The sequence below is a fragment of the Deinococcus terrestris genome (assembly GCF_009377345.1).
Lineage (GTDB): Bacteria > Deinococcota > Deinococci > Deinococcales > Deinococcaceae > Deinococcus > Deinococcus terrestris.
In genome coordinates this window covers 37,248-56,635 of the sequence record NZ_WBSL01000003.1, presented here as the reverse complement: position 1 = coordinate 56,635, position 19,388 = coordinate 37,248, and the positions used below count along the sequence as shown (strand labels likewise).

The 19,388-nt window shown below is 70.1% G+C and carries 14 protein-coding genes and 1 tRNA gene; 5 read left to right on the top strand and 10 right to left on the bottom strand.

Going from position 1 to position 19,388, the window contains the following annotated elements:
• Positions 1-147: 147 nt before the first annotated feature.
• Positions 148-223, bottom strand: a tRNA-Asp gene (locus tag F8S09_RS08640).
• A gap of 59 nt (positions 224-282) precedes the next feature.
• Here F8S09_RS08640 and F8S09_RS08635 point away from each other — a divergent pair.
• Positions 283-1,272, top strand: coding sequence for an asparaginase (locus F8S09_RS08635; RefSeq protein WP_152871101.1), 990 nt, complete (start codon positions 283-285; stop codon positions 1,270-1,272).
• Position 1,273: 1 nt separating this feature from the next.
• Here the strand turns inward: F8S09_RS08635 and F8S09_RS08630 are convergent, their stop codons facing one another.
• The 3 genes from F8S09_RS08630 to F8S09_RS08620 form a co-directional block, all read right to left on the bottom strand.
• Positions 1,274-1,735: a DUF6624 domain-containing protein gene (locus F8S09_RS08630; RefSeq protein WP_152871100.1), complete on the bottom strand. Its 462-nt coding sequence runs from the start codon at positions 1,733-1,735 to the stop codon at positions 1,274-1,276.
• Positions 1,736-1,750: 15 nt separating this feature from the next.
• The gene (locus tag F8S09_RS08625; protein WP_152871099.1) at positions 1,751-2,497 is read right to left on the bottom strand and encodes a DUF6683 family protein; all 747 of its coding nucleotides are present in this window, start codon (positions 2,495-2,497) and stop codon (positions 1,751-1,753) included.
• 210 nt (positions 2,498-2,707) lie between these two features.
• Positions 2,708-4,783 carry a S9 family peptidase gene (locus F8S09_RS08620; protein WP_152871098.1) on the bottom strand — a complete coding sequence of 692 codons (2,076 nt, stop codon included), beginning with the start codon at positions 4,781-4,783 and terminating at the stop codon, positions 2,708-2,710.
• A 37-nt stretch (positions 4,784-4,820) separates the two neighbouring features.
• Here F8S09_RS08620 and F8S09_RS08615 point away from each other — a divergent pair, with 37 nt between their 5' ends.
• Positions 4,821-5,873 carry a serine hydrolase domain-containing protein gene (locus F8S09_RS08615; RefSeq protein ID WP_152871097.1) on the top strand — a complete coding sequence of 351 codons (1,053 nt, stop codon included), beginning with the start codon at positions 4,821-4,823 and terminating at the stop codon, positions 5,871-5,873.
• 189 nt (positions 5,874-6,062) lie between these two features.
• Here the strand turns inward: F8S09_RS08615 and F8S09_RS08610 are convergent, their stop codons facing one another.
• From F8S09_RS08610 to F8S09_RS08600, 3 genes are read right to left on the bottom strand one after another with little or no spacing between them, the layout of a single operon-like run.
• Positions 6,063-7,235: a hypothetical protein gene (locus F8S09_RS08610; protein WP_152871096.1), complete on the bottom strand. Its 1,173-nt coding sequence runs from the start codon at positions 7,233-7,235 to the stop codon at positions 6,063-6,065.
• Positions 7,236-7,278: 43 nt separating this feature from the next.
• A complete protein-coding gene (locus F8S09_RS08605) occupies positions 7,279-10,107 on the bottom strand; it encodes an LPS-assembly protein LptD (protein WP_152871095.1) in 2,829 nt (942 codons plus the stop codon).
• Positions 10,097-11,269 (bottom strand): SpoIID/LytB domain-containing protein, encoded by a 1,173-nt coding sequence (locus F8S09_RS08600; RefSeq protein ID WP_152871094.1) that lies wholly within the window; start codon positions 11,267-11,269, stop codon positions 10,097-10,099. The genes F8S09_RS08605 and F8S09_RS08600 overlap by 11 nt, the downstream gene beginning before the upstream one ends.
• A gap of 65 nt (positions 11,270-11,334) precedes the next feature.
• On the opposite strand from F8S09_RS08600, the gene F8S09_RS08595 reads away from it, so the two are divergent.
• Positions 11,335-12,486, top strand: coding sequence for an FAD-dependent oxidoreductase (locus tag F8S09_RS08595; RefSeq protein ID WP_152871093.1), 1,152 nt, complete (start codon positions 11,335-11,337; stop codon positions 12,484-12,486).
• Between the two features lie 80 nt (positions 12,487-12,566).
• On the opposite strand, the gene F8S09_RS08590 is transcribed toward F8S09_RS08595, so the two are convergent.
• From F8S09_RS08590 to F8S09_RS08580, 3 genes are all read right to left on the bottom strand, one after another.
• A complete protein-coding gene (locus tag F8S09_RS08590; protein WP_152871092.1) occupies positions 12,567-13,529 on the bottom strand; it encodes a TolB-like translocation protein in 963 nt (320 codons plus the stop codon).
• Positions 13,526-14,245, bottom strand: coding sequence for a M23 family metallopeptidase (locus F8S09_RS08585; protein ID WP_152871091.1), 720 nt, complete (start codon positions 14,243-14,245; stop codon positions 13,526-13,528). Before F8S09_RS08585 ends, F8S09_RS08590 begins: the two co-directional genes overlap by 4 nt.
• A 66-nt stretch (positions 14,246-14,311) precedes the next feature.
• Positions 14,312-15,097 (bottom strand): enoyl-CoA hydratase-related protein, encoded by a 786-nt coding sequence (locus F8S09_RS08580; protein ID WP_152871090.1) that lies wholly within the window; start codon positions 15,095-15,097, stop codon positions 14,312-14,314.
• Positions 15,098-15,142: 45 nt separating this feature from the next.
• Here F8S09_RS08580 and ruvX point away from each other — a divergent pair, with 45 nt between their 5' ends.
• Both ruvX and F8S09_RS08570 read left to right on the top strand, forming a co-directional pair.
• Positions 15,143-15,535, top strand: a complete 393-nt coding sequence (gene ruvX, locus F8S09_RS08575; RefSeq protein ID WP_322618669.1) for a Holliday junction resolvase RuvX — start codon at positions 15,143-15,145, stop codon at positions 15,533-15,535.
• 421 nt (positions 15,536-15,956) lie between these two features.
• Entirely contained in the window at positions 15,957-19,280 is a 3,324-nt protein-coding gene (locus F8S09_RS08570; protein ID WP_152871089.1) for a COG1361 family protein, read from the top strand.
• Positions 19,281-19,388 lie beyond the last annotated feature (108 nt).

The window sequence follows — 19,388 nt, the reverse complement described above, 5'->3', positions numbered from 1 at the left end:
CGGACGCCGTGCGAAACCGGGGCGCATGATACGGCGAAACGCCCGGAGGGGTAGGGGTCCAGGCGGCAATTGGCAGCCCGGCGGCCGGACATCGGGCGCAGCACAAGAGAAGAGCGAGGCACCGTGGCACCTCGCTCTCCCCTCTTCTGGCGGTCCGGACGGGATTTGAACCCGCGACCTACTGCGTGACAGGCAGTTATGCTAACCGCTACACTACCGGACCAGCGGAGAAGAGAGTACGGGGCGGGCGGCAGGAAGTCAAGCCGCGCTAGCCTGGGCCGCATGACACAGCAAGCGGGGCAGGTCGTCTTCACGCGCGGGGGCGTTCCCGAGAGCGTTCACCACGTCCATGTCGCCGTCGTGGATGCCCAGGGGTGGGTGGTCGCCTCGTGCGGGGACGCGGGGCTGGTCACCTTTCCCCGGTCGAGTTCCAAGCCGGTGCAGGCGCTGCCCCTCGCACTCGCGGTGCCGGAGCTGCCGGACGACGAACTGGCGATCGCGTGTGCCAGCCACGCCGGAACCCCGGAGCATCTGGCGGTCGCGGAGCGGTTGCTGGCGCGGTCGGGGAGCAGTGTGAACGACCTGCGTTGCGGCACCCATCCCCCCTTTAACCCGGAGGCCGCCGCCGACCTGACCCGCCGGAACGAGAAGCCAACGCCGCTGCACCACAACTGCTCGGGCAAGCACGCGGGGATGCTGCTGGCCTGCGAGCGCAACGGCTGGCGGCGCGAGGGGTACGCGGAGCATGGGCACCCGCTTCAGGTGCGGATTCGGGAACTGCACGCCGAACTCGGCGGGGTGGGGGTGGACGACGTTCGGGCGGGGACGGACGGGTGCAGCGTCCCCGCCTTCGCGTTGCCGCTGGACGCCACCGCGCGAATCTTTGCCCGGCTCGCGGCGCCGCAGGGGGAGCTGGCCCCGGCGCTGGAGCGCATCTTCGCCGCCATGACCGCTCACTCCTTCCTGATTGCCGGACCCGGACGACTGGACACCACGCTGATGCCCCTCGTCCCCGGCCTCGCCGCGAAGATGGGCGCGGAGGCGTTCTACGGCATGGCGCTGCGCGACACCCCGCGCGGGCCGCTGGGCGTGGCCTTCAAGATCGCGGACGGCGGCGAGCGGGCGCGACCCCACGTCGCCCTCGCGGTGCTGGAAGCGCTGGGCGTGCCCGTGACGGAGGAGATGCGGGCGCTCGCCCCGGCCACCTTGCAGAACTGGGCGGGGCGCGAGGTGGGGACGGTAGAGGCGCACGTCGGGCTGACCTGGGCGTAAGTCAGCGGCGGAACCCAGTCAGATACTCCGCCAGCGGCTCCAACCCCACCCCCGCCCGCCGCGCGTCTACATCCCCCGGCTCCAGCGGAAAGGGTTGGCCGTCCGGCCCCACCTGCGTTCCGTAGCGCTGCGGCCTGCCCTCGCGAATGCAGATGCGGTCATGGAGGAAGGCGGCGTGCGCCGGGTCCGCCTCGCCGGGCGGCTGGGCATGCAGCCGCGCCAGCACCTCCCTTTGAAAGGCCAGGTCGGGCGAATGCTGCGCGAGCAAAAAGGCTGCCGTCGCCCCCTCCTCCCCCACCCGCGAGCGGCCCGGCCAGCCCTCTCGCGTCACCACCGCCCGCAGCACGCGGGTGGATTCGGTGTCGAAGGCGAGCCAGGCCGCCGCGTCCACCGGGCCGGAGCGCAGGGCCTGGTCTGCTTCCAGCCGCGAGAGGAGCCAGGGACGGCAGTGGGGGCGTTCCACCTGGGCGCGGCCGGGTCACTGCGGAAAAGCGAACCCGGCGTCGGTCAAGCGCATCCGGGACAGGTCCAGGCCCCGCTGCTGGGCATCCGCGTCCACCGCCTCGGCCAGGGCGATCTGCGCGTCGAGGTCGCCCTGCACCGCCTCATTCGCCGCGCTGATGGTGACCGCCTGAATCAGCAGTTCTTCGGCCATCTCCTGCTTCTGGGCCTCGGTCGCTCTGCCCAGCTCCCCGGAGGCGAGCATGGCCCGCGCCACCTGCACTTTCACCGCCTGGGCCTGCTTTCTGGACCCCGGAGTGCGGACGCCGTTCACGGTTTCCCAGGCGTTGAACCAGTAGGCGGCGTAGGCGTCGGCCACGTTGTTCACCCTGAGGCCGACCTTCCCAAGGTCGTCTGCCAGCACTTTGAACAGGTCCACCCGGCGCAGCACCTGCTGGAAGTCGTCGGCCGCGGTGGGATTCACGGCTCGCCAGCGCACGACCACCGCGTTCAGCAGCTTTTGACGGCGTTCAGGGGAGGGAGTGAAACTCAGGCGGGCGTCTTCCGAGGCGGTCAAGGGGGCCAGCTTGGGCACCACCCAGCGGACCGGCGCAGGGGTCGGAGGTTGTTGTTTCAACTCCTGCAAGGCGGGTTGGAGTTCGGGAGCGAACAGGAGAAAGGGCTGGGCAAGCTCCAATGGTGGGGCCAGCCACCAAATGTCGGATTGCGCCGAAGCAGGAGAGCCAGCCAGCAGGATGCTGACGCCAAGCACCAATCGTTTCATCTCGACCTCCGGGGGCAAACCTCCGCGGGGCAGCCTCGGCATAGGGCGTTGGAATGGGGAGAAGCACAGCCTACCTCACGGCTCCTGGGGCAGCGGGCTGGAGGGGCCGAGGTTCTCCCACCACCCGCCCCATTCTCCCGGCGGTGAGCCTTGACGCATACTGCATAGTGCGCTATCTTTTCTACATCACCGCCCGAAGAGGCGGCTTTTTTATTGCTCGTCCTCCCCGACGTTCAGCCGTCCCTCCACCGCCGCGAGGGCGAAGGCGAACTCCTCGGCCATTTCGTTCAGCGCGTCGTAGCGGCTGCTGGAGCCGCCGTGCCCGGCGCCCAGGTTGGTCTTGAGAACCAGCACACCGCTGCCGGGCTGCCGCAGGTCGCGCAACCGGGCCACGTACTTGGCGGGCTCCCAGTAGGCGACGCGGGGGTCGTTCAGGCCCGTCGAGACGAAGAGATGCGGGTACACGCCCGGCTTCAGGTTGTCGTAAGGGCTGTACTCGCGCATGGTGGCGTAGGCCCCCGGCTCGTTGGGGTTGCCCCACTCGTCGTATTCGCCCGTGGTCAGGGGGATGGAGTCGTCGAGCATGGTGGAGAGCACGTCCACGAAGGGCACACCGACGAAGGCGGCTTTCCACAGGTCGGGCCGCAGGTTCACGACCGCGCCCATCAGCAGGCCCCCTGCGCTGCGCCCCATCGCCACGAGGTCGTCCGCGATGCCCGCCGCCTTCAAGCCCTCGCCCGCCGCGATGAAGTCGGTGAAGGTATTTATCTTGTGCGAGAGGCGCCCCGCGTCGTACCAGCGCCGCCCCAGCTCCGAGCCGCCCCGGATGTGCGCGACCGCCCACACCCAGCCCCGGTCGAGCAGCGGCAGGCGCGAGAGGCTGAAGGCCGGGTCCATGGACGCCCCATAGGAGCCGTACCCGTACAGCAGCGTGGGCGCGGGGAGCGCCGTGTCGCGGCGGCGCACCAGGCTGACGGGCACCCGCTCGCCGTCCGGGGCGTCCACCCAGACCTGTTCGGCCACATAGTCCGCCGGGGCGTAGTTCGGGATGGGCGTGGCCTTCACCAGCGTCGTCTCCAACGTGTCCAGGTTCAGGTCCAGATGCTCGGTGGGCCGGGTCAGGCTGGCGTAGAGGATGCGGGCTGTGGCCGTCTCAAAGACGTGGTTGGCCCCGATGCGGACGGTGTAGCTCGCCTCCGGGAACTCCACCCGGCGGGCGGGGCCGTAGCCCTCCCCGGTGCGCGGCAGCACCCACAGGCGGGTAAAGCCCCCCTCGCGCCCGGAGACGAGCAGGTGCCCGGCGAACAGGTGCATGCCGGTGAGGTACCGCTGGGGGTCGTGGGGCAGCACATCCACCGCGTCGGCCCAGGTCAGATCGTCCTTTTTCGGGAGGCGCACCAGCCGGAACTCGGACGCGTCCCCCTGGTTCGTCAGCGCGAGCCAGTGGTCGCCGCCGTCGGTGACTCTGTACTCCACGCCGCGCTCGCGGGGCAGCAGAACCTGGGACCGGGCAGCGGGGTCGCGGATGTCGAGCACCGCCACCTCGTCGGCCATGTTCGCGGAGCCGCCCAGCAACAGCGTTTCGCCGTTCTCGGCCACGTGCGCCCAGGCGTTGAAGGTGGGGTCGGCCTCGTGCCACAGCTCCTCGTCGGCGGTCTGGGGCTGGCCCAGGGTGTGCCGCCAGATGCGGGCCGGGCGCTGGGTGGCGTCCTCGGTGGCGTAGTAGAGGGTGCGCCCATCCGCGCTCCAGTCCAGGGTCCAGCCGCTCACGTCGGTCAGGGGTGTCTCTGCAAATTCGCCCGTCGCCGTGTCCAGCACCCGCAGTTCCCACAACTCCTGCCCGGTCGTGTCCAGCAAATAGGCCCAGTACCTTCCGTCCGGGCTGGGGCGGGTTACGTACACCCAGACGTTGGCGTGGCCCTCGCGCTCCTTCAGCGCATTGAGGTCGAGGAGGAGTTGCGCCTCTCCCCCATCACGCGGGCGGCGCAGGAACAGGGGGTGCGCCCGGCCCTCCTCGGTGCGGGTGTAGTACTCCCAGTCGCCCTCGGGGACGGGAGGCTGGTCGTCTTCCTCCTGCACGTGGGAGAGGAGTTCGCGGTAGACCGTCTCCTGCGTCTCCCGCAGCGGCGCCATCACCGCGCCCAGGTGCGCGTTTTCGGCTTCCAGGTAGCCCAGCACCTCCGGGTCGGCCTTGCCCTGGGTCTTGAGCCAGTGGTAGTCATCGGGGCGGGATTCGCCGTGCAGGACGTGCGTGAGGGGCTTCTTGGCGGCGCGGGGCGGGGTCATGCCTGAGCGTAGCAAGGCGGGGCGCTAGGCTGAGCACATGTTTCGCCGCAATCCCCTGAACGCTGCCCGGCGCGAGTTGGAGGCGGTGCTGGACCGGGACCTGCGCCCGGCGCTGCCCCTGCTGCGGGCCGCCCTGCGCCGGGGTGGGGTGGTGGGCGCGGCGCGGGGTGGGCGGGTGGCCGTAATCGGCGTGGGCGGTATCCCACGTGACGGCGTGTTCGAGCTGGCGAGCGTGACCAAGCCCTTCACGGCGGCGCTGGCGGGGGCGCTGGTGCGGGAGGGGCGGCTCTCGTGGGACGCGCCCCTGTCGCGGCTGGGCGGCCCCTTCCGGTCCTTTCCCGACTTCGTGACCGCCCGTGCCCTCGCCACCCACACGGCGGGTCTGCCTGCTCACCCCGCGCGGGCAGCGGTGACCACCCTGACCCGCTTTCAGGACCCCTACGGCGGTATGAGTGCCCTGGCAGCCCTGGCGAGTGCCCGGCGCTGGGCAAGTCGGCGGGGGGCGGGCCGCTTCGCCTATTCCAACCTCGGCGCGGGCGTGCTGGCCCTGGCCCTGGCGCACTCGGCGGGTGAGGAGGTCAGCGCGGCGGGCTACGGGCGGGCGCTGGCCCAGTACGTGACCGCACCGCTGGAGTTGCCGGGCGTGGGCCTCCTGCCCCCCGCACGCGGGCTGGTCACCCCCACCGCTACCCTGCTGGGCGAGGGGATCACGGGCTTCGGCCCACTGGCGGGGGCGGGCGGGCTGTTCGGAACGGCGGGGGACCTGCTGGCCTTCGGGACGGCGCATCTGGCTGGGAGGCTGGGCCAGGACTGGCGCGAAGTTCTCCGGCCTCCCGGCCTCCCCCCCCATCTGGACGGCGTCTCACCCGGCTGGTTCCGGCGCGGCGGCGTGTGGTGGCACGACGGGGTGGCGCGGGGCACCCGCACGGCGCTCGCGTTTGCCCCTGCCTCCGGCACCGTGGTCACCCTGCTGGTGCGGGGCGGCGTGCCGCTGGTGGGGCTGCGGGGGGTGGTGGGGGCGGCGGCGCTGGCGTTGGCGGAGCCTTCAGCAATCAACCCTCAGGCGGCAGCATCAGGCTCGGCTCGCTGACGGCTCTGCGAGCGTATTTGACGAACGTCTCACCCAGGTGTCGAAAAGAGGGGGTATGGGTCTAAACAGCCTCGGCGCCCACCCCCTTCTCCTGCAGACCCGCAGAGCTGCTTCCAGCGGAGCACGACCCCGCATTCACAGGAGGGCAGTGCCTCTGGCCGACTCTCGGAACAGGCCCTGACGCCAGCGCTAGCGGCTGGAGGTGGAGGGCTGGCGGGGCACCAGCCACGTCACCCCCCGCGCGTCGTTCAGGCCGCTCAGCAGGGTCACCGGGCGCCAGTTCACCGTGCTGCCGGTGTTGCCCGACCCCAGCCCGATCACGGTGTCGTAGCCGCTGAGGGTGGTTGCGCTCAGCGCGTACAGGAAGCCGTCGGGGGCGAAGGTCACGTCGCGCAGGTCGGCGAAGGCGTTCACGGTGAGGGCCTCGTTCCGCGTGCCCGAAGCGTCCCACAGCCGCAGCGGCTCGGTGCCCAGCCCGCTCACGCGGGGGTCGCGCCACGCGGCGATCAGGTTGCGTCCGGCCACCCCACTGCCCGCCGAGGTCCACACCCGGTCCACCCGGCCCGTGCCGAAGGCATTCAGGGCGTCGTCCGCGACGGGGGCGCCGGTCGTGCCCAGGGGCTGCACCCCGGCATCGGTCGCGGCATAGATGGTGCTGCCGTTCGGCGCCGGGGCGAGGTCGCGGATCGCCACCAGGCTGGGCACCGGGAGCCCCGCTTCGGCGCGGTCGGCCCCGACGGTGGTCACGGCCACCCGCACCACCTCGCTGCCGCCGCCCAGCGCGGGGCGGGCCACCACCGCCACGTCCACCCCGTCGGCCCGGCGCACCACCGCCACCCGCACCGGGGGCACGTCGGTGCCCGTCACTACGGCGGCCCCGCTCACGGCAGCCCGCCACACCAGCGTCCCGTCGGTGCGGTAAAGGGCCAGTTGCTGGCTGCCGTTGAGCACGCCGCCCGTCTCGCACTGGCTCAGGCTCAGAATGCGGTCCCGCGCGGCATTCAGCGCGGTCGTCACGAAACAGGGCGGTGTGAAGCCCGGCGCGTCGAAGGCAGGGGCGAAGGGCCGCACGTCCGCCAGATCAGCATTGCGGCTCTCCAGCCCCTCCCGGCGCGTGAGCAGCAGCCGCGCCTCGCCGCCGGGCAGGGTGTCCACCGCCACGCCCCCGGTCACGGCCACACTGGGGCCAACCACCGGAGTGGGCGTGACCCGCAGGCCGTCTCCCCCCCCCGTCGTGACCGTCCGCAGGGTCGCGCCCCCATCTGCCAGCACGGCGAGCCGCAGCGGGGGCAAGGTTTCCACCGTCCCCGTACAGGCGGAGAGCAGCAGGGCGGTCAGGGGCAGCAGGGCGAGACGTTTCATGGGTGGGACCTCCGGTGGGCTGGGAGCTGGGGACTGGCCGCTCTCACCGGTTCCCCGGATTGAGCGTCCCCGGCAGCAGCGGAATGTTCAACCCGCCCACCCCGTAGTCGAAGAGGGGGTAGCTGGAGCTGCCCGGCAGGCTGACGCCCAGGCGGTAACGGCGCAGGCTCAGGTCGATCTCGGCCTGCAAGGCCCAGCAGCAGCGGTCGATGGTCAGCCCGATCACAGGCGCGAGGGGCGCGGGGTTCAGGCGCTCGCCGTCCCGCCAGGTAAAGGTCTGGCGCAGCGCCGCCGTCACGTAGGCGCCGGGGCGCGGCCCGTCCCCGAGGGCGATCCCGACGCGCAGGGGGTCCACGATCAGCGTGTCGGTGGCGACGTCGTCGGGGAAAGTGCCTGTGCGGGTGCGGCTGTAGGCGGCGCGGCCCGACAGGGCGAAGCGGGTGCCGAATTGCCAGTCGGCGTTCAGGTCGGCCCGCGCGACCTCGGTGCGGGGCTGCTCCAGCCCCGGCGTGTTCACGGTGGCCGAGAGCGCCAGCGACTGCCCCGGCCGGGTGGCCCGCACGCTCCCGGTCAGGGTGGGGCGGGTGTAGCCCCAGCGCTCCACGTCGAAGGGGCCGCCGTAGGTCAGTTGCCAGTTCGTCGCCCGGCCCGCCGCTGTGCCCACGCTGAAAAAGGCCGTCCCGTTGGCCCGCTCGTCGCCAGGGGCCTGTACCCCAAGCTCGTGGGTGTGCGAGGCCGCATACTCGCCGCGCCACGTCGCGCTGTAGCGCCCCGAGAAGCGGTTGTCGATCAGGTTCCACGTCTCGCTGCCGGAAAAGGACACTGGGTTGATCACCGTGTCCGTGCGGGTCGCCCCGGCGAACTCGGCGCTCAGCGAGCGCAGGCGGGGCGTCTGGAGGTCGTGGCTGGCCGACACGCTGAAGTAATTGGAGCGGATGTCCCCGGTGATGGTCGCCTTCACCGTGAAGGGCTGGTACCCGGTCGCCCGGTTGTAGCCCCCCGTCGCGGTGAGGGTCAGGTTCGGCACCGGCCAGAGACTGCTGCGCGTCACCGTCGCCGGGCGGGCGGGCACGGCAGCCTGCGTCTCGGTGGCAGGCTGCGCGGGGCGGGCGGGCACCACCGTGACCTGATCGGCGGTGGGGTCGCTCAGGGTGAGATTAAAGGACGTGCTTTCCAGTTCCCCGGTGGAGAAATTGTGCCGCAACCCGAAGTTCAGGTTGACCGGCTTGCGGTTCACCGTCACCCCGAAGGCCGTGGCGGGCTGCTGGTCTTCCGGCAGGAAGAGGTCGCGGCTGTAGCCCACCGTGAAGGTGGTGTCCTTGACCGGGACCGTGTACAGGTCCAGCCCGATGGGAGCACTGAGGCGCTGGCCCGGCAGTGCGTCGAAGGCGAAGGGGCTGGTCCCCTCCACCCGGATGTAGCTGGCGCGGGCGGTCAGGGTGTTCGTCTCGTTGAAGCGCTGGGTCAGCCGCCCGGAAATGTCGAGGTTCACCGTCCGCGCCCCGGTGCCGTAGTAGCGCCCGGTGAAGGTGTTGGACACCGAGAAGTCGGCGTTCGTCCACGGCTGGGCGCTGTAGGTAACCGCGTGCTGCTCCTCCAGCCGGGTGGTCGTGATGTTCACGCCCTGCGCGGTCGCCGAGCGCGACAGCGGGTTGCTCGCGGCGGTGTAGCGCCCGGCGGTCAGGCGGGTGTCCACCGTGAAGGTGCCCTGCGAGTACGGCTTGGGGTCGATCACGAGTTCGGGCTCACGCAGGGGCGTGAACAGCGCCGTCTTCGGCTCCGGCCCAAAGCGGTCGAGGTAGGTGAGCTGCGCCGAGAACAGCGGATACTCCACCGCCGCCCGGAAATCCACCGTGGTCACGTCCCGCTCGGGGTCGGTCTCGGAGCGCCCGATGTCCCGCCGCCGCACGTTCAGGCTGTAGTCGAGGTCGCGCACCGCCAGCGAGAGCGGTACCCGCCCCCGCACCGAGAAGTCGAGGTCGATGTCGTAGCCGGGCTGCCGGGCGCCGTCCGCCGCGAAGGGCTTGGGATTCGCCAGCGCATAGAGGTCGACCCGGTCCACGTAGGGCAGCGGAGCCGTCGAGCGCAGGTCCACCCCCAGGCCGATGGAAGGTTCGCGGTTCTCGTAGTAACGCAGCAGGGTGGTGCCCAGGGTGTTCGTGCCGATCGAAAAGGGCAGGTCGGCCAGCACGGTCAGGCCATCGGGGTCGCCCGTTCCCACCGAGAAGCGCGGCTGGCGCTCGGGTTCGTTCAGCGGCAGCACGACGATGGGGAGGTACAGCACCGGCACGTCCACGATCAGAAACTGGGCACGGTAGGCGATCAGGCGGTCGCCGGGGTACACGATCAGGCGCTCGGCGCGGAAGGCGTAGTCGTTGGGCGTGCGCCCGCACTTCGCGCAGGGGGTGAAGTAGCCCCCGTTGGCCCGCAACTGCCCCGGAATGCGCTCGACCTGCTGCCCGCGAATCTCGATGTCGCCGTCGCTGATCAGCACGTCCTCGCCCGTCAGCTCCTCGGAGCCGAGGTCCACCACGAGGTTCTCGCCGCGCAGGTCCTGCCCGTCGCGGGCGGTGCGGTAGGTCGCCTGCCCCACCAGCGTCAGCGTGCGGCGGGTGCGGTTGTACTCCACACGGGTCGCCCGCACCACGTCGTCGTCCACCCGCAGCTCGACCAGCCCACCGTCTGGCCCGCCGCTGATAATCACGATCTCCTGCTCGTCAATGCGCCGCAGTTCGAGCGACTGCGCCTGCACGATGCGCACCGTGCGGGCTGCCGCTTCACCCACCGCGAGCATCGCCGCGAGCGCCCCGGCGAGCAGGGGGCCGCGTTTCAGGGTGCGGCGAAAGAGCCGTCCGATGGTCTTACTCGGCATGACCCACCCCTGCCGCCGCGAGCACCGGACGGCCCCGCCCACCGGGCGCGTCGGCCAACACTTCCAGCGTGGTGCCGGGGTAGTAGAAGCTCAGGATGCGGCGGTGGTCGGCATTCGCGCGGGCCAGCCCCAGCGCCCCGTACTGCGAGAGGCCCACCCCGTGCCCGGCCCCGGACCCCTCCAGCACCAGCGGTTGCCCCGGCCCCACGCTCCCGCCGAGCCGGACGCGGGTGCTGTGCGCCCCCAGCGCCCGCACGAAGTCGCCCGCTTGCAGGCCGCTCAGCCGCCCGCTGCCCGACGTGCCCGTCAGCGTGACCTCCAGCACCCGGCCCGACGCGGAAGTCAGGGTGACGCCCACCGAGCGCACGGTGCCCACCCGCACCCGGAAGCGTTCGGCGGCGGCCTGCACCTTCGCGGCGCTCGCCTCCACCCGCCACGCGGCGCGGGGGCCGCCCGCCGAGTGCGGGTCCGGCTGCGCGACGAGGTAGGGAATCCCGCGTCCCCAGACCTCCTCGCTGGACGCCGTGTGCCCACCGGAATCGCTGGAAAAGTACGTCTGTGCGGGCTTGTCCCCGTAGGCGAGCACCTGCCCGGCGGTAGCCTGAATCGCCGTGTCGGTCCCGACCTTTTCCGCCGGGACGCCCCGGTAGACCTGGCAGCTTTCGGTGGCGCAGGTGTCGTAGGGCAGCGCCGGGTTGATGCGGGCGGAGACGTAGGTGCGGGCGATCACCGCCTGCGCCGCGAGCGCGGCGGCGGGCCAGCTCGCGGGCATCTCGGCGGGAACCACCCCGCGCAGGTAGTCCTCCACGTCCACCACGTTGATGCCCTGGACGCCGCCGCTCACGGCCCGCAGCAGCACGCCGCCCCGGTAGGTCTTCCCCGCGATCTCCACCAGACTCCCCGGCGAGGGCGGCACGTACAGCACGTCGCTCCCCGCGTCCTGGCCGCCTAGGGTGAGCTTGCCGCCCCGGTTGCCCACCGTCCAGGGGACCGAGGGGGCGGCGGGGGCAGGCGGGCCTGCCAGGGGTGTGGTCAGCCCTGGCCCCGGCGGGGGCGGCAGCCGCACGGTGAGCTGCGGGCCGCTCGCCACCAGCACCCGCACGTCCAGCGCCCCGGCGGCGCAGGGGGCCACCAGCACCATGAGAAAGGTCAGCACGCGCATGAATGACGCGAGTATACGCAGCCCCTTCTGTGCCCCGACTGACAGGGACGTGAGAGCATGCGCCCATGACAGGCGGGCCGGGGCAGGCAGGACAGGTGTGGGCACACGTGGGGCAACCCTTCGGAGAGCGCGAGTACGACGTGGTGGTCCTGGGCGCCGGGCGGATGGGCACGGCCTGCGCCCTGTACCTGCGGCGACTGGCCCCTCATCTGCGCCTGCTGCTCGTCGAGCGCGGCGGCCTCCCCAACGAGGAGGGGGCGACCATCCTCGCGCCGGGGGTGTGGACCCGGCTGGACGTGCCGCCGGGCCGGGAGGCGGAAGCCCAGTGGACCCACGCCAATCTGTTCGGGGACCCGACGGCCAAGCCTCTCCCCCTGCTGCGCCTGCACCCGGAGGAAGGCCCCGGCCGCGTCCCCACCCGGCAGATGCTCGCCCGCTTTCCAGAGGCGGCATCCCTCCTTGACCCCGACGCCCTTCCCTGGGCTGAGGTGGATGAGGACGCCTCCACCTACCGCCCCGGCGCGGTGGCGCTGGCCTGCGGGCAGGCGGCGGTGCGGGAGGGCGCCGACCTGTTGCTCAACACCCACGCACACTTGACGCCCGGCGGCGTGCGCCTGGACCGCCTGACGGTCACGAATACGCACGAGATCGTCACCCACGAGACGCACGAGGTCCGCGCCGGGATCGTGATCGTGGCGATGGGCGCGGAGGGACCAGCCGCCGCCGAGCAAGACCTGGGCATTCACACGGCGCACGGGCGGGCCTACCGCCAGTTTCCGCGCCTGAACACGCCCAGCGACGGCTGGACCCCAGTCCTGCGGGCGGGCGGCCTGACCCTGCGCCCGCAGCATGGAGGCTTCACGGTGGTTCCACCCCTGCACCACCGCGACCCCTCCGGCTACGTCCCCCAGGGCGGGCGGCTGACCGGGGTGCCGGTGGGCGTGCGCCGCGAGACATTGGAAGACCTCACCCGCCTGATGGACGCCCTGCCCCCCCTGGCGACCGGGGCGCTGGAAATCGGCCGCAGCCTCGCCGACGTGCCCGGCGCGTGGGTGGCCCTGCCCGGCGGCCAGGTGGACGCCCCCCCCCGTCACGAGGCGCTGGGAGACGGGCGGCACCTCCTCCTCGGCGGCCCCCTTGCGGACACGCTGGGGCTGGCGGTGGCCTACGACCTCGCGGCGCGGGTGGCCGGGGTAGAGGAGCGGCCGTGGGGGTAGGGGGAGAGAACCCGTCTCAACCTCCTGCCCCAGGTGTTGCTGACGACGTTTTGCTAGCGACTGGCCGCTGGTTGCTCCCCCTACGGCAGCGTCAGCACCCGTACGTTGCCGTCCCGCGCACTCAGGTACGCCACCTTCTTTCCGTCCGGGCTGACCGACCAGTCGCCCTGCCGCACCTGATCGCCGAGGTCGCCCAGTGTGCGCCACGCATTCGTCCCCACGTTGTACTCGCGCAGGACATGCGGGCCGCCGTTCGGGTCCAGCGGGATGAGGAGCAGGCGCCGGGCGTCGCGCCAGCGGTACGAGCCGAAGGCGCTGAGCTTCCGCGCCGCCCCGCCCGCCGTGGGCCGCACCCACAGGCCATTGCGGGCCGCTGAGTCAAAGGCCACGTAATAGGTCACCCACGCCCCGTCCGGGCTGAGGCTGACCCCCCGGAACGACAGCGCCGAGGCCAGCGTGCGCCGCGCCCCGGTGCGGGTGTCCAGCGTGAACAGGTCGCGGTCCCGCGCCGCCGCCACGCTCTTGCCATTCAGCAGCAGCGTCGTTTCATTCAGCCAGCCGCTGATGCCCCCACCGTACAGGGTGGCGACCTGCCGGGGCGAGCCGAAGGCGTCGGCCACGAAGACGCGGGTGGCCCGGCGGTCGAAGTTCCCGGCCGTGTCGCTGCGCGTGTAGGCCAGCCGATTCTCCGAGCGCGTCCACGCCACGTCCGCCCCGCGCGTGGGCAGCGTGAAGCGGCGCTGGTCCGCCAGCCGCTCCAGCGTGGTGTTCTCCCCGGTGCCCGGCCGCACGGCCCAGATCAACCGGGGAGAGAAGAACGCCACCGAGGAAAAGCGCCGGGTGACCTCTCCCCCGTTCGCCGACACCTGATAGATGCCGGTCGTGGGCCGCGCCGGGGGACCGTCCAGGAACATCAGGTTCCGCGAGTCCGGCGTCCACACCGCGCCGGGGCAGCAGGTGCCGCTCAGGACCGCTTTGGAGGGGAGGGTGGCGGCGAGAACGGGCGAGCTTAAGGCGAGGGCCAGGACTGCCGCCTTCCTCATCGCGCCCCCCCCGGCGCGGGCGGCCACGGCCGGGCGAACTCGTTGAGAATGGCCCCGCCCCGCCGAACCTCGGGCTGAGACTCCGGGGTCTGCCATTTGCGCGGCGAGACGAGGTCGTACTCGTACCCGCGCCCAAAAGACCCTGCCAGCGCCAGCGAGTCCCAGTCGGCGGCGATGTAGGGCAGCGGGTTGAAAAAGCGCTGGTGCGAGCGGTCCCGCAACTCCAGGTGCAGGTGCGGCGCACTCACGCAGGTGAACTGCGAGTCGCCGCTCTCCCCGATCACCTGCCCCCGCTTCACCTGCTGCCCGACCCGCACGCTGGAGCGCACCCGCAGGTGCCCGTACAGGCTGCTGAGGTTGCCCGCGTGGTCAATCACCACATTGTGCGGCGGACTGCCGTGCGGCCCGTCCACCTCCGCGACCACCCCATCCCCGATAGCGCGGACCGGCGTGCCGCACGGAGCGCTGAAGTCCAGGCCCGCGTGCAGCCCCTGGAGGTTGCCGTAGGTGGAGCGGCGCTGGCGGTAGGCGCCGGTGGTATTGCCGTAGCCCTGGCCCAGCAGCCACGTGTTCGGCCCCGGCGCTCCCGCAAAGGGCAGGCCGAACTGCCGCGAGGGTTTGGCGATCGCGCTGTCGGGGAGGGCGGGCGCGTAGTGGGCCATCGCCACCGCCGACGCGGCCAGGATTCCCCCCGCCGCTACTGTCCAAAGTCGCATGGCCGATGCTGGCGTGAGGCGGGCGCGGGGACGGTGCCGGGGGTTACAGGACGGAGGGTTCGTGCCTCACCCTTCCCGCTGGAAGTCGGGCGCCCGCCGCGCCTTGAACGCTGTGACGCCCTCCTCGTGCTCCCAGTGGTCCCCGGCGAGCTGTTGCAACTCGGCTTCGAGGTCTAGCGCTTGATCCAGCGTGCTCGTCATGGCCTGCTGAAGCGCCCGCTTGGTCAGCCCCAGCGCGTGCGCGGGCCGCGCCGCCAGCCGCTCGGCGTACTGCTGCACGTCTTCCCCGAAGGTCTCGTCGGGGAAGACGTGCTCGCACAGCCGCAGCCGCAGCGCGTCCTGGGCGCCCACCTTTTCGGCGAGCGCCATCAGCTCGAAGGCCCGGTGGTAGCCCACCAGCCGGGGCAGGAACCACGTGCTGCCCGAGTCCGGTACCAGCGCGATATTGGAGAACACCTCAATCAGGCTGGCCGACCCCGCCCACAGCCGAATATCGCCCGACAGCGCGAGGCTGGCCCCCGCCCCGGCCGCGACCCCGTTCACCGCCGTGATGACCGGCTTGTCCAGCCCCCGGATGGTCCGGATCAAGGGGTTATAGGTGTGGTTCAGGTGCTCGGTGAAGGTCATGTCCCGTCCCGACACGTCCCCCAGGTCCTGCCCCGCGCAAAAGCCCCGCCCGGCGCCCGTGATCACCACGACCCGCACCTCGGGGTCGGCGCCAGCAGCCCGAAGTTCCTCAGTCAGCGTGAGCAGCAGCGCGTCATTCGCGGCGTTGAGCTTGTCCGGGCGGTTAAGGGTCAGGGTGCGGACCCCGGCATGGGTGCGGGACAGGATCACGGGTTCGCTGGTCATGGGGTCAGTGTAGGGCGGCCGCGCCCACGCCCTACACTGACCCGCGTGACGCCCCCGTCCCTTCCCACCATCCTCGCGCTGGACGTGAGCAAGTCCCGCATCGGCTTCGCGGTCAACGCCGGGCGCCTCGCCTTCGGACGCGGCAACGTGGACCGCAAACGGCTGCCGCTGGACCTCAAGGCCGTGCGCCTCAAGGTCGAGGAGACGGGCGCCGAGCTGCTGCTGCTGGGCCTCCCCCTGCGGACGGACGGTGCCCCCAGCCCCTCTGCCGACCGGGTGCGGGCCTTCGGACGGGTCCTGGAAGAAAAGGGCTACCGGGTCGCCTATCAGGACGAGCGCTTCACGACCCAGCGGGCACGGGCGCTCGGCGCCGCCGATGAGGACGAGGCGGCGGCGGTGCAGATTCTGGAGATGTACCTCCTGGGTCACGGGTCTTAAGAGGGGAGTCGTCAACCAGCAGGCACTCACTTCGAACGAATGAGCTTATAGTTAAGGAGCTATTAGGGCTCCTCTGTAGACCTCCGGAGTGGGCAGAGTGAGCGTCTCATGGGAACAGCGTAGCCCGAAAGTATGTGCTGAGCGATACCCCGTCCCCTCCTCGCCAATTCGGTGAGTTTGATCTGACCAATTTCTTACAAGTCGTAGGGGAGATTGTCGCGCTGCACCGCTAAATCTTGTTGACACCCCTAGGGGGCGTCCATATACTCGCCACAGGACTCACATCCTGACCTAACGTGTGACTGCTTTGTGAGCAGCGAAGTCCGAGCGGACAGGAAACCCGGCAACTGGCTCCGTTCTCCTTCTGAACACTTACTGGCATTCTCATGAGAGGTCAACGGGGATATCCCTTGGAGGAAGTATGCATAGGAACCTGGCTCTTCTCGCCCTGACTGGTGTTCTGACCCTCGCGTCGTGCAGCACCGGCACCACCCCCACGCCGACTCCCACGCCGACTCCCACGCCGACTCCCACGCCGACTCCCACGCCGACTCCTACGCCTGTGCAGACGGCGGTTCTCACCATTGACCTCAATGGTGTGGGCCGCGCTCCGATCGTCATCCGTGACGCTAGCGGTGCGGTGGTTGCCGGGTACAACGGCACCGAGACGGCTGACGGCCAGGTGATTACCCTGCCGCGCGGCCGCTACACCGTGCAAGGCGGGATCGTATCGGGCTTCAACGCGCCCGCCGTGGTCAATGTCGATCTCAGCAGCGGCAACGCCACCGCGCAGGTGAACTACACCGCTGTTCCTGCTGCCCAGACGGCTGTCCTGACCATCAACCTTGAGGGTGTGAGCACGGCTCCGATCACGATCAAGGATGCCAACGGCGCCATCGTGATGGGCTACAACAACGCCCCCACCACTGACAACAGCACGGTGACCCTGCCCCGTGGCGTGTACACCGTGATTGCGGGTGCAACCCCCGGCTTCAACGCTCCGGCCAGCACGACGGTTGACCTGACCAACGGCAACGGCACCGCCAACCTGACCTACACGGCGATTCCCGTTCAGACCACCCCCGATCCCAAGACGGGCGCCTACTACGTGAACGCTGAGGGCGACCGGGTCTACTTCTCGGACCTCAATGGCGGCCGTATTGATCCCAGCCGCTTCCGCTTCAACGCGTGGCTTGACGACAAGGACGGCGGCATCAACTCCGATCTGGTCGGCCAGGCGAGCGCGACCGGCATCGGCGAAGTCCGCAACGACGGTACTGTCAACGAGCAGCAGGAGTTCGCGCCCCTCAATAACCAGAACATCGTCGGCGCCTACATGGAGTACAACGACGACGGCACCTGGCGCCCCGTCGTGAACTCCGAAGTGCAGATGAATGTGCTGCCCGAGTTCCAGAACTCCATCCCGCTGATCCGCTTCAGCGCGGCTGACGACCAGAACCGCACCACCGCGCCTATCAGCGCCCAAGACATCACCACCAACGGCTTCGACAGCCGCAGTTGGACTAACGCTGGCCCCAGCGATCCCAACCTGATCGGTTATCCCCAGAGCCAGAAGTACGGCTACTACAACGCCACGGGCGTTGAAGACCCCTTCGTGGCCGGGTACACCTGGGCCGCGCTGTTCCACGACCCCGTGGCCGATGGCTTCTTTGGCGAGGCCGGTGAAGACGGTCTGTACGCCCGCGTCCGCGTGATCGGCTACGTGAACGGGCAGGAAATCGAGAAGCACTTCCTCGACAAAAACTTTGTGCCCAGCGCCGAAGTCAGCGTGATCAAGGAAGTCGTGAGCTTCAACCGGACGACCGGCGAAGTGACTGGCGTGCTGGCCGACGACGGCAGCTACACCGTTCGCCCCGGCGAAGAAGTGGGAATCCGCATCACGGTGCGCAACACCGGTGAGGCCGACGCCCGTGACATTCAGCTCCAGGAGCGCTTCAGCGAAGGTGTGCGTCAGGGCTACAGCATCGGGATCACGCCTCAGGAGCGCGAGCGCCTGGCCACGAGCGGGAACAACGTTCGTATCGAGGGCCTCGACCTGACGGCGGACAACGACTTCGCGGACGAGCAGTTCAACGCGACCCTCGACCTCGAGGCCGGTGAGTCCGAGCGCTTCCTGTTCTTCGCCTCGGGTGAGCAGAACGGCCGTTACTGCGATACGGCGACCATCACGAGCTACATCAACAATGACGGGCGTCTGGAACCCTACTACCTGAACGGTGCCGAGAACTTCTACAACGGCAGCGTGACGGATAACGCCTGCTTCACGGTGTTCGGCCAGCCCAATATCAACATTATCAAGGAAGTCGTCTCGGCGCGCGACAACAACCCCATCCGTGCGGGCACGACGGTCAACGGCAACGAGGACGTGCAGATCCGCATCCGGGTCAGCAACAACGGCGACCAGACGGCGACCAACATCCGCGTGACCGACGTGCTGCGTGACGAGGCTCTGCTGCCCTTCCACAGCATCACCCTCGGCCCGGTGGTTACTGGCATGACGGACCTCGCCACGACCCAGGGCAACGATGGCCTGACCTTCACCATCCCCACCCTGAACCCCGGCCAGGAAGTCGTCTACCTGTACAACGCGCGTGGTCAGTTCCGTGGTCTGGACACCAACAACGACGGCATTGCCGAGAACGACGTGTACTGCGACGTGGCGAGCTTCACGGCCGATGGTGGTCAGACCGGCCGCTCCGAGGCGTGCTTCACGGTGGCGCAGGCCCGTGTCCTCATCAGCAAGACCAACACCCCCACCGACCTCGTGGGCGGCGACGTCTACACCAGCACGATCATCGTGCGCAACACGGGTTCCTCCGACGCGCTCAACGTGCGTGTGCAGGACATCCTGGGTGTCAACGCCACCGGTGCGCAGGTCGAGTTCGTCAACGGCCGCTACATCATCCGCACCGACGAGGATCTGCCCTACACCGGCGAGCGTGGTGTGGAACAGTTCGACAGCGACGGCAACGGCACGCTGGACGCGGTACGCACCATCGGCGAGGCTGGCGCTCCTGGCGTCACCATCCCTGCGGGCGGCTTCCTGACGCTGAACGTGGTCAGCCGCGTGCCCTTCGGTGCGGCTCCCGGCGAGTACTGTGACGTGGCGAGCTTCACTGCCGACACCCTCAACCTCGTCAACACCATCCGCGAGGCGCGTGCTTGCGTCAACGTGCGTCCGGTCTCGGCCATCCAGACCGAGTTCGTGGACTCGGCGGACAACCTGCGTGCGGGCGAAAGCACCAACTTCACGTCCACCGCCTACAACGAGGCCAGCAGCACCGAAGGTCTGCGCAACAACGTCTTCCGCTTCAACGTTGGTTACCCCGAGGGGCAGGCGAGCAGCGAAGGCCTCTTCGATGTGTCGAACGTCGTGGTCTACCTCGATACCGATGCGGACGTTGACGAGCGTGGCACCGTGATCTTCCGCGCCCCCGGCGTGGATACCACTGGCACCACCTCTGTGATCACCCCGGCCCGCATCGAGTATCCGGATAACAACACCCGTGGGTCGTTCAACGTGGTCCTCCCCGAGGACTTCGTCATCGCCCCCGACCAGGCAGTCTTCGTCACCTTCACCGGTGGCACCCGTGCCGACCTGCCGCTCGCCGAATACTTCAGCTCCTACAGCTGGAACTCGGTTGGCGCCATCAGTCGCGATGCGAAGGGACCGGCCACGGTGATCGAGAGCACCAAGATCTCCTTTACCGCCCCCACCCCGTAACCTTCTCTCTCACAACAGGCTCCCTCCGGGGGGCCTTTTTTCGTCTCTCGCCCCCGCACGGGCTACACTGAGCGCCCGGTTTCCCTATCTCTCCACAGCCCGTGCGGC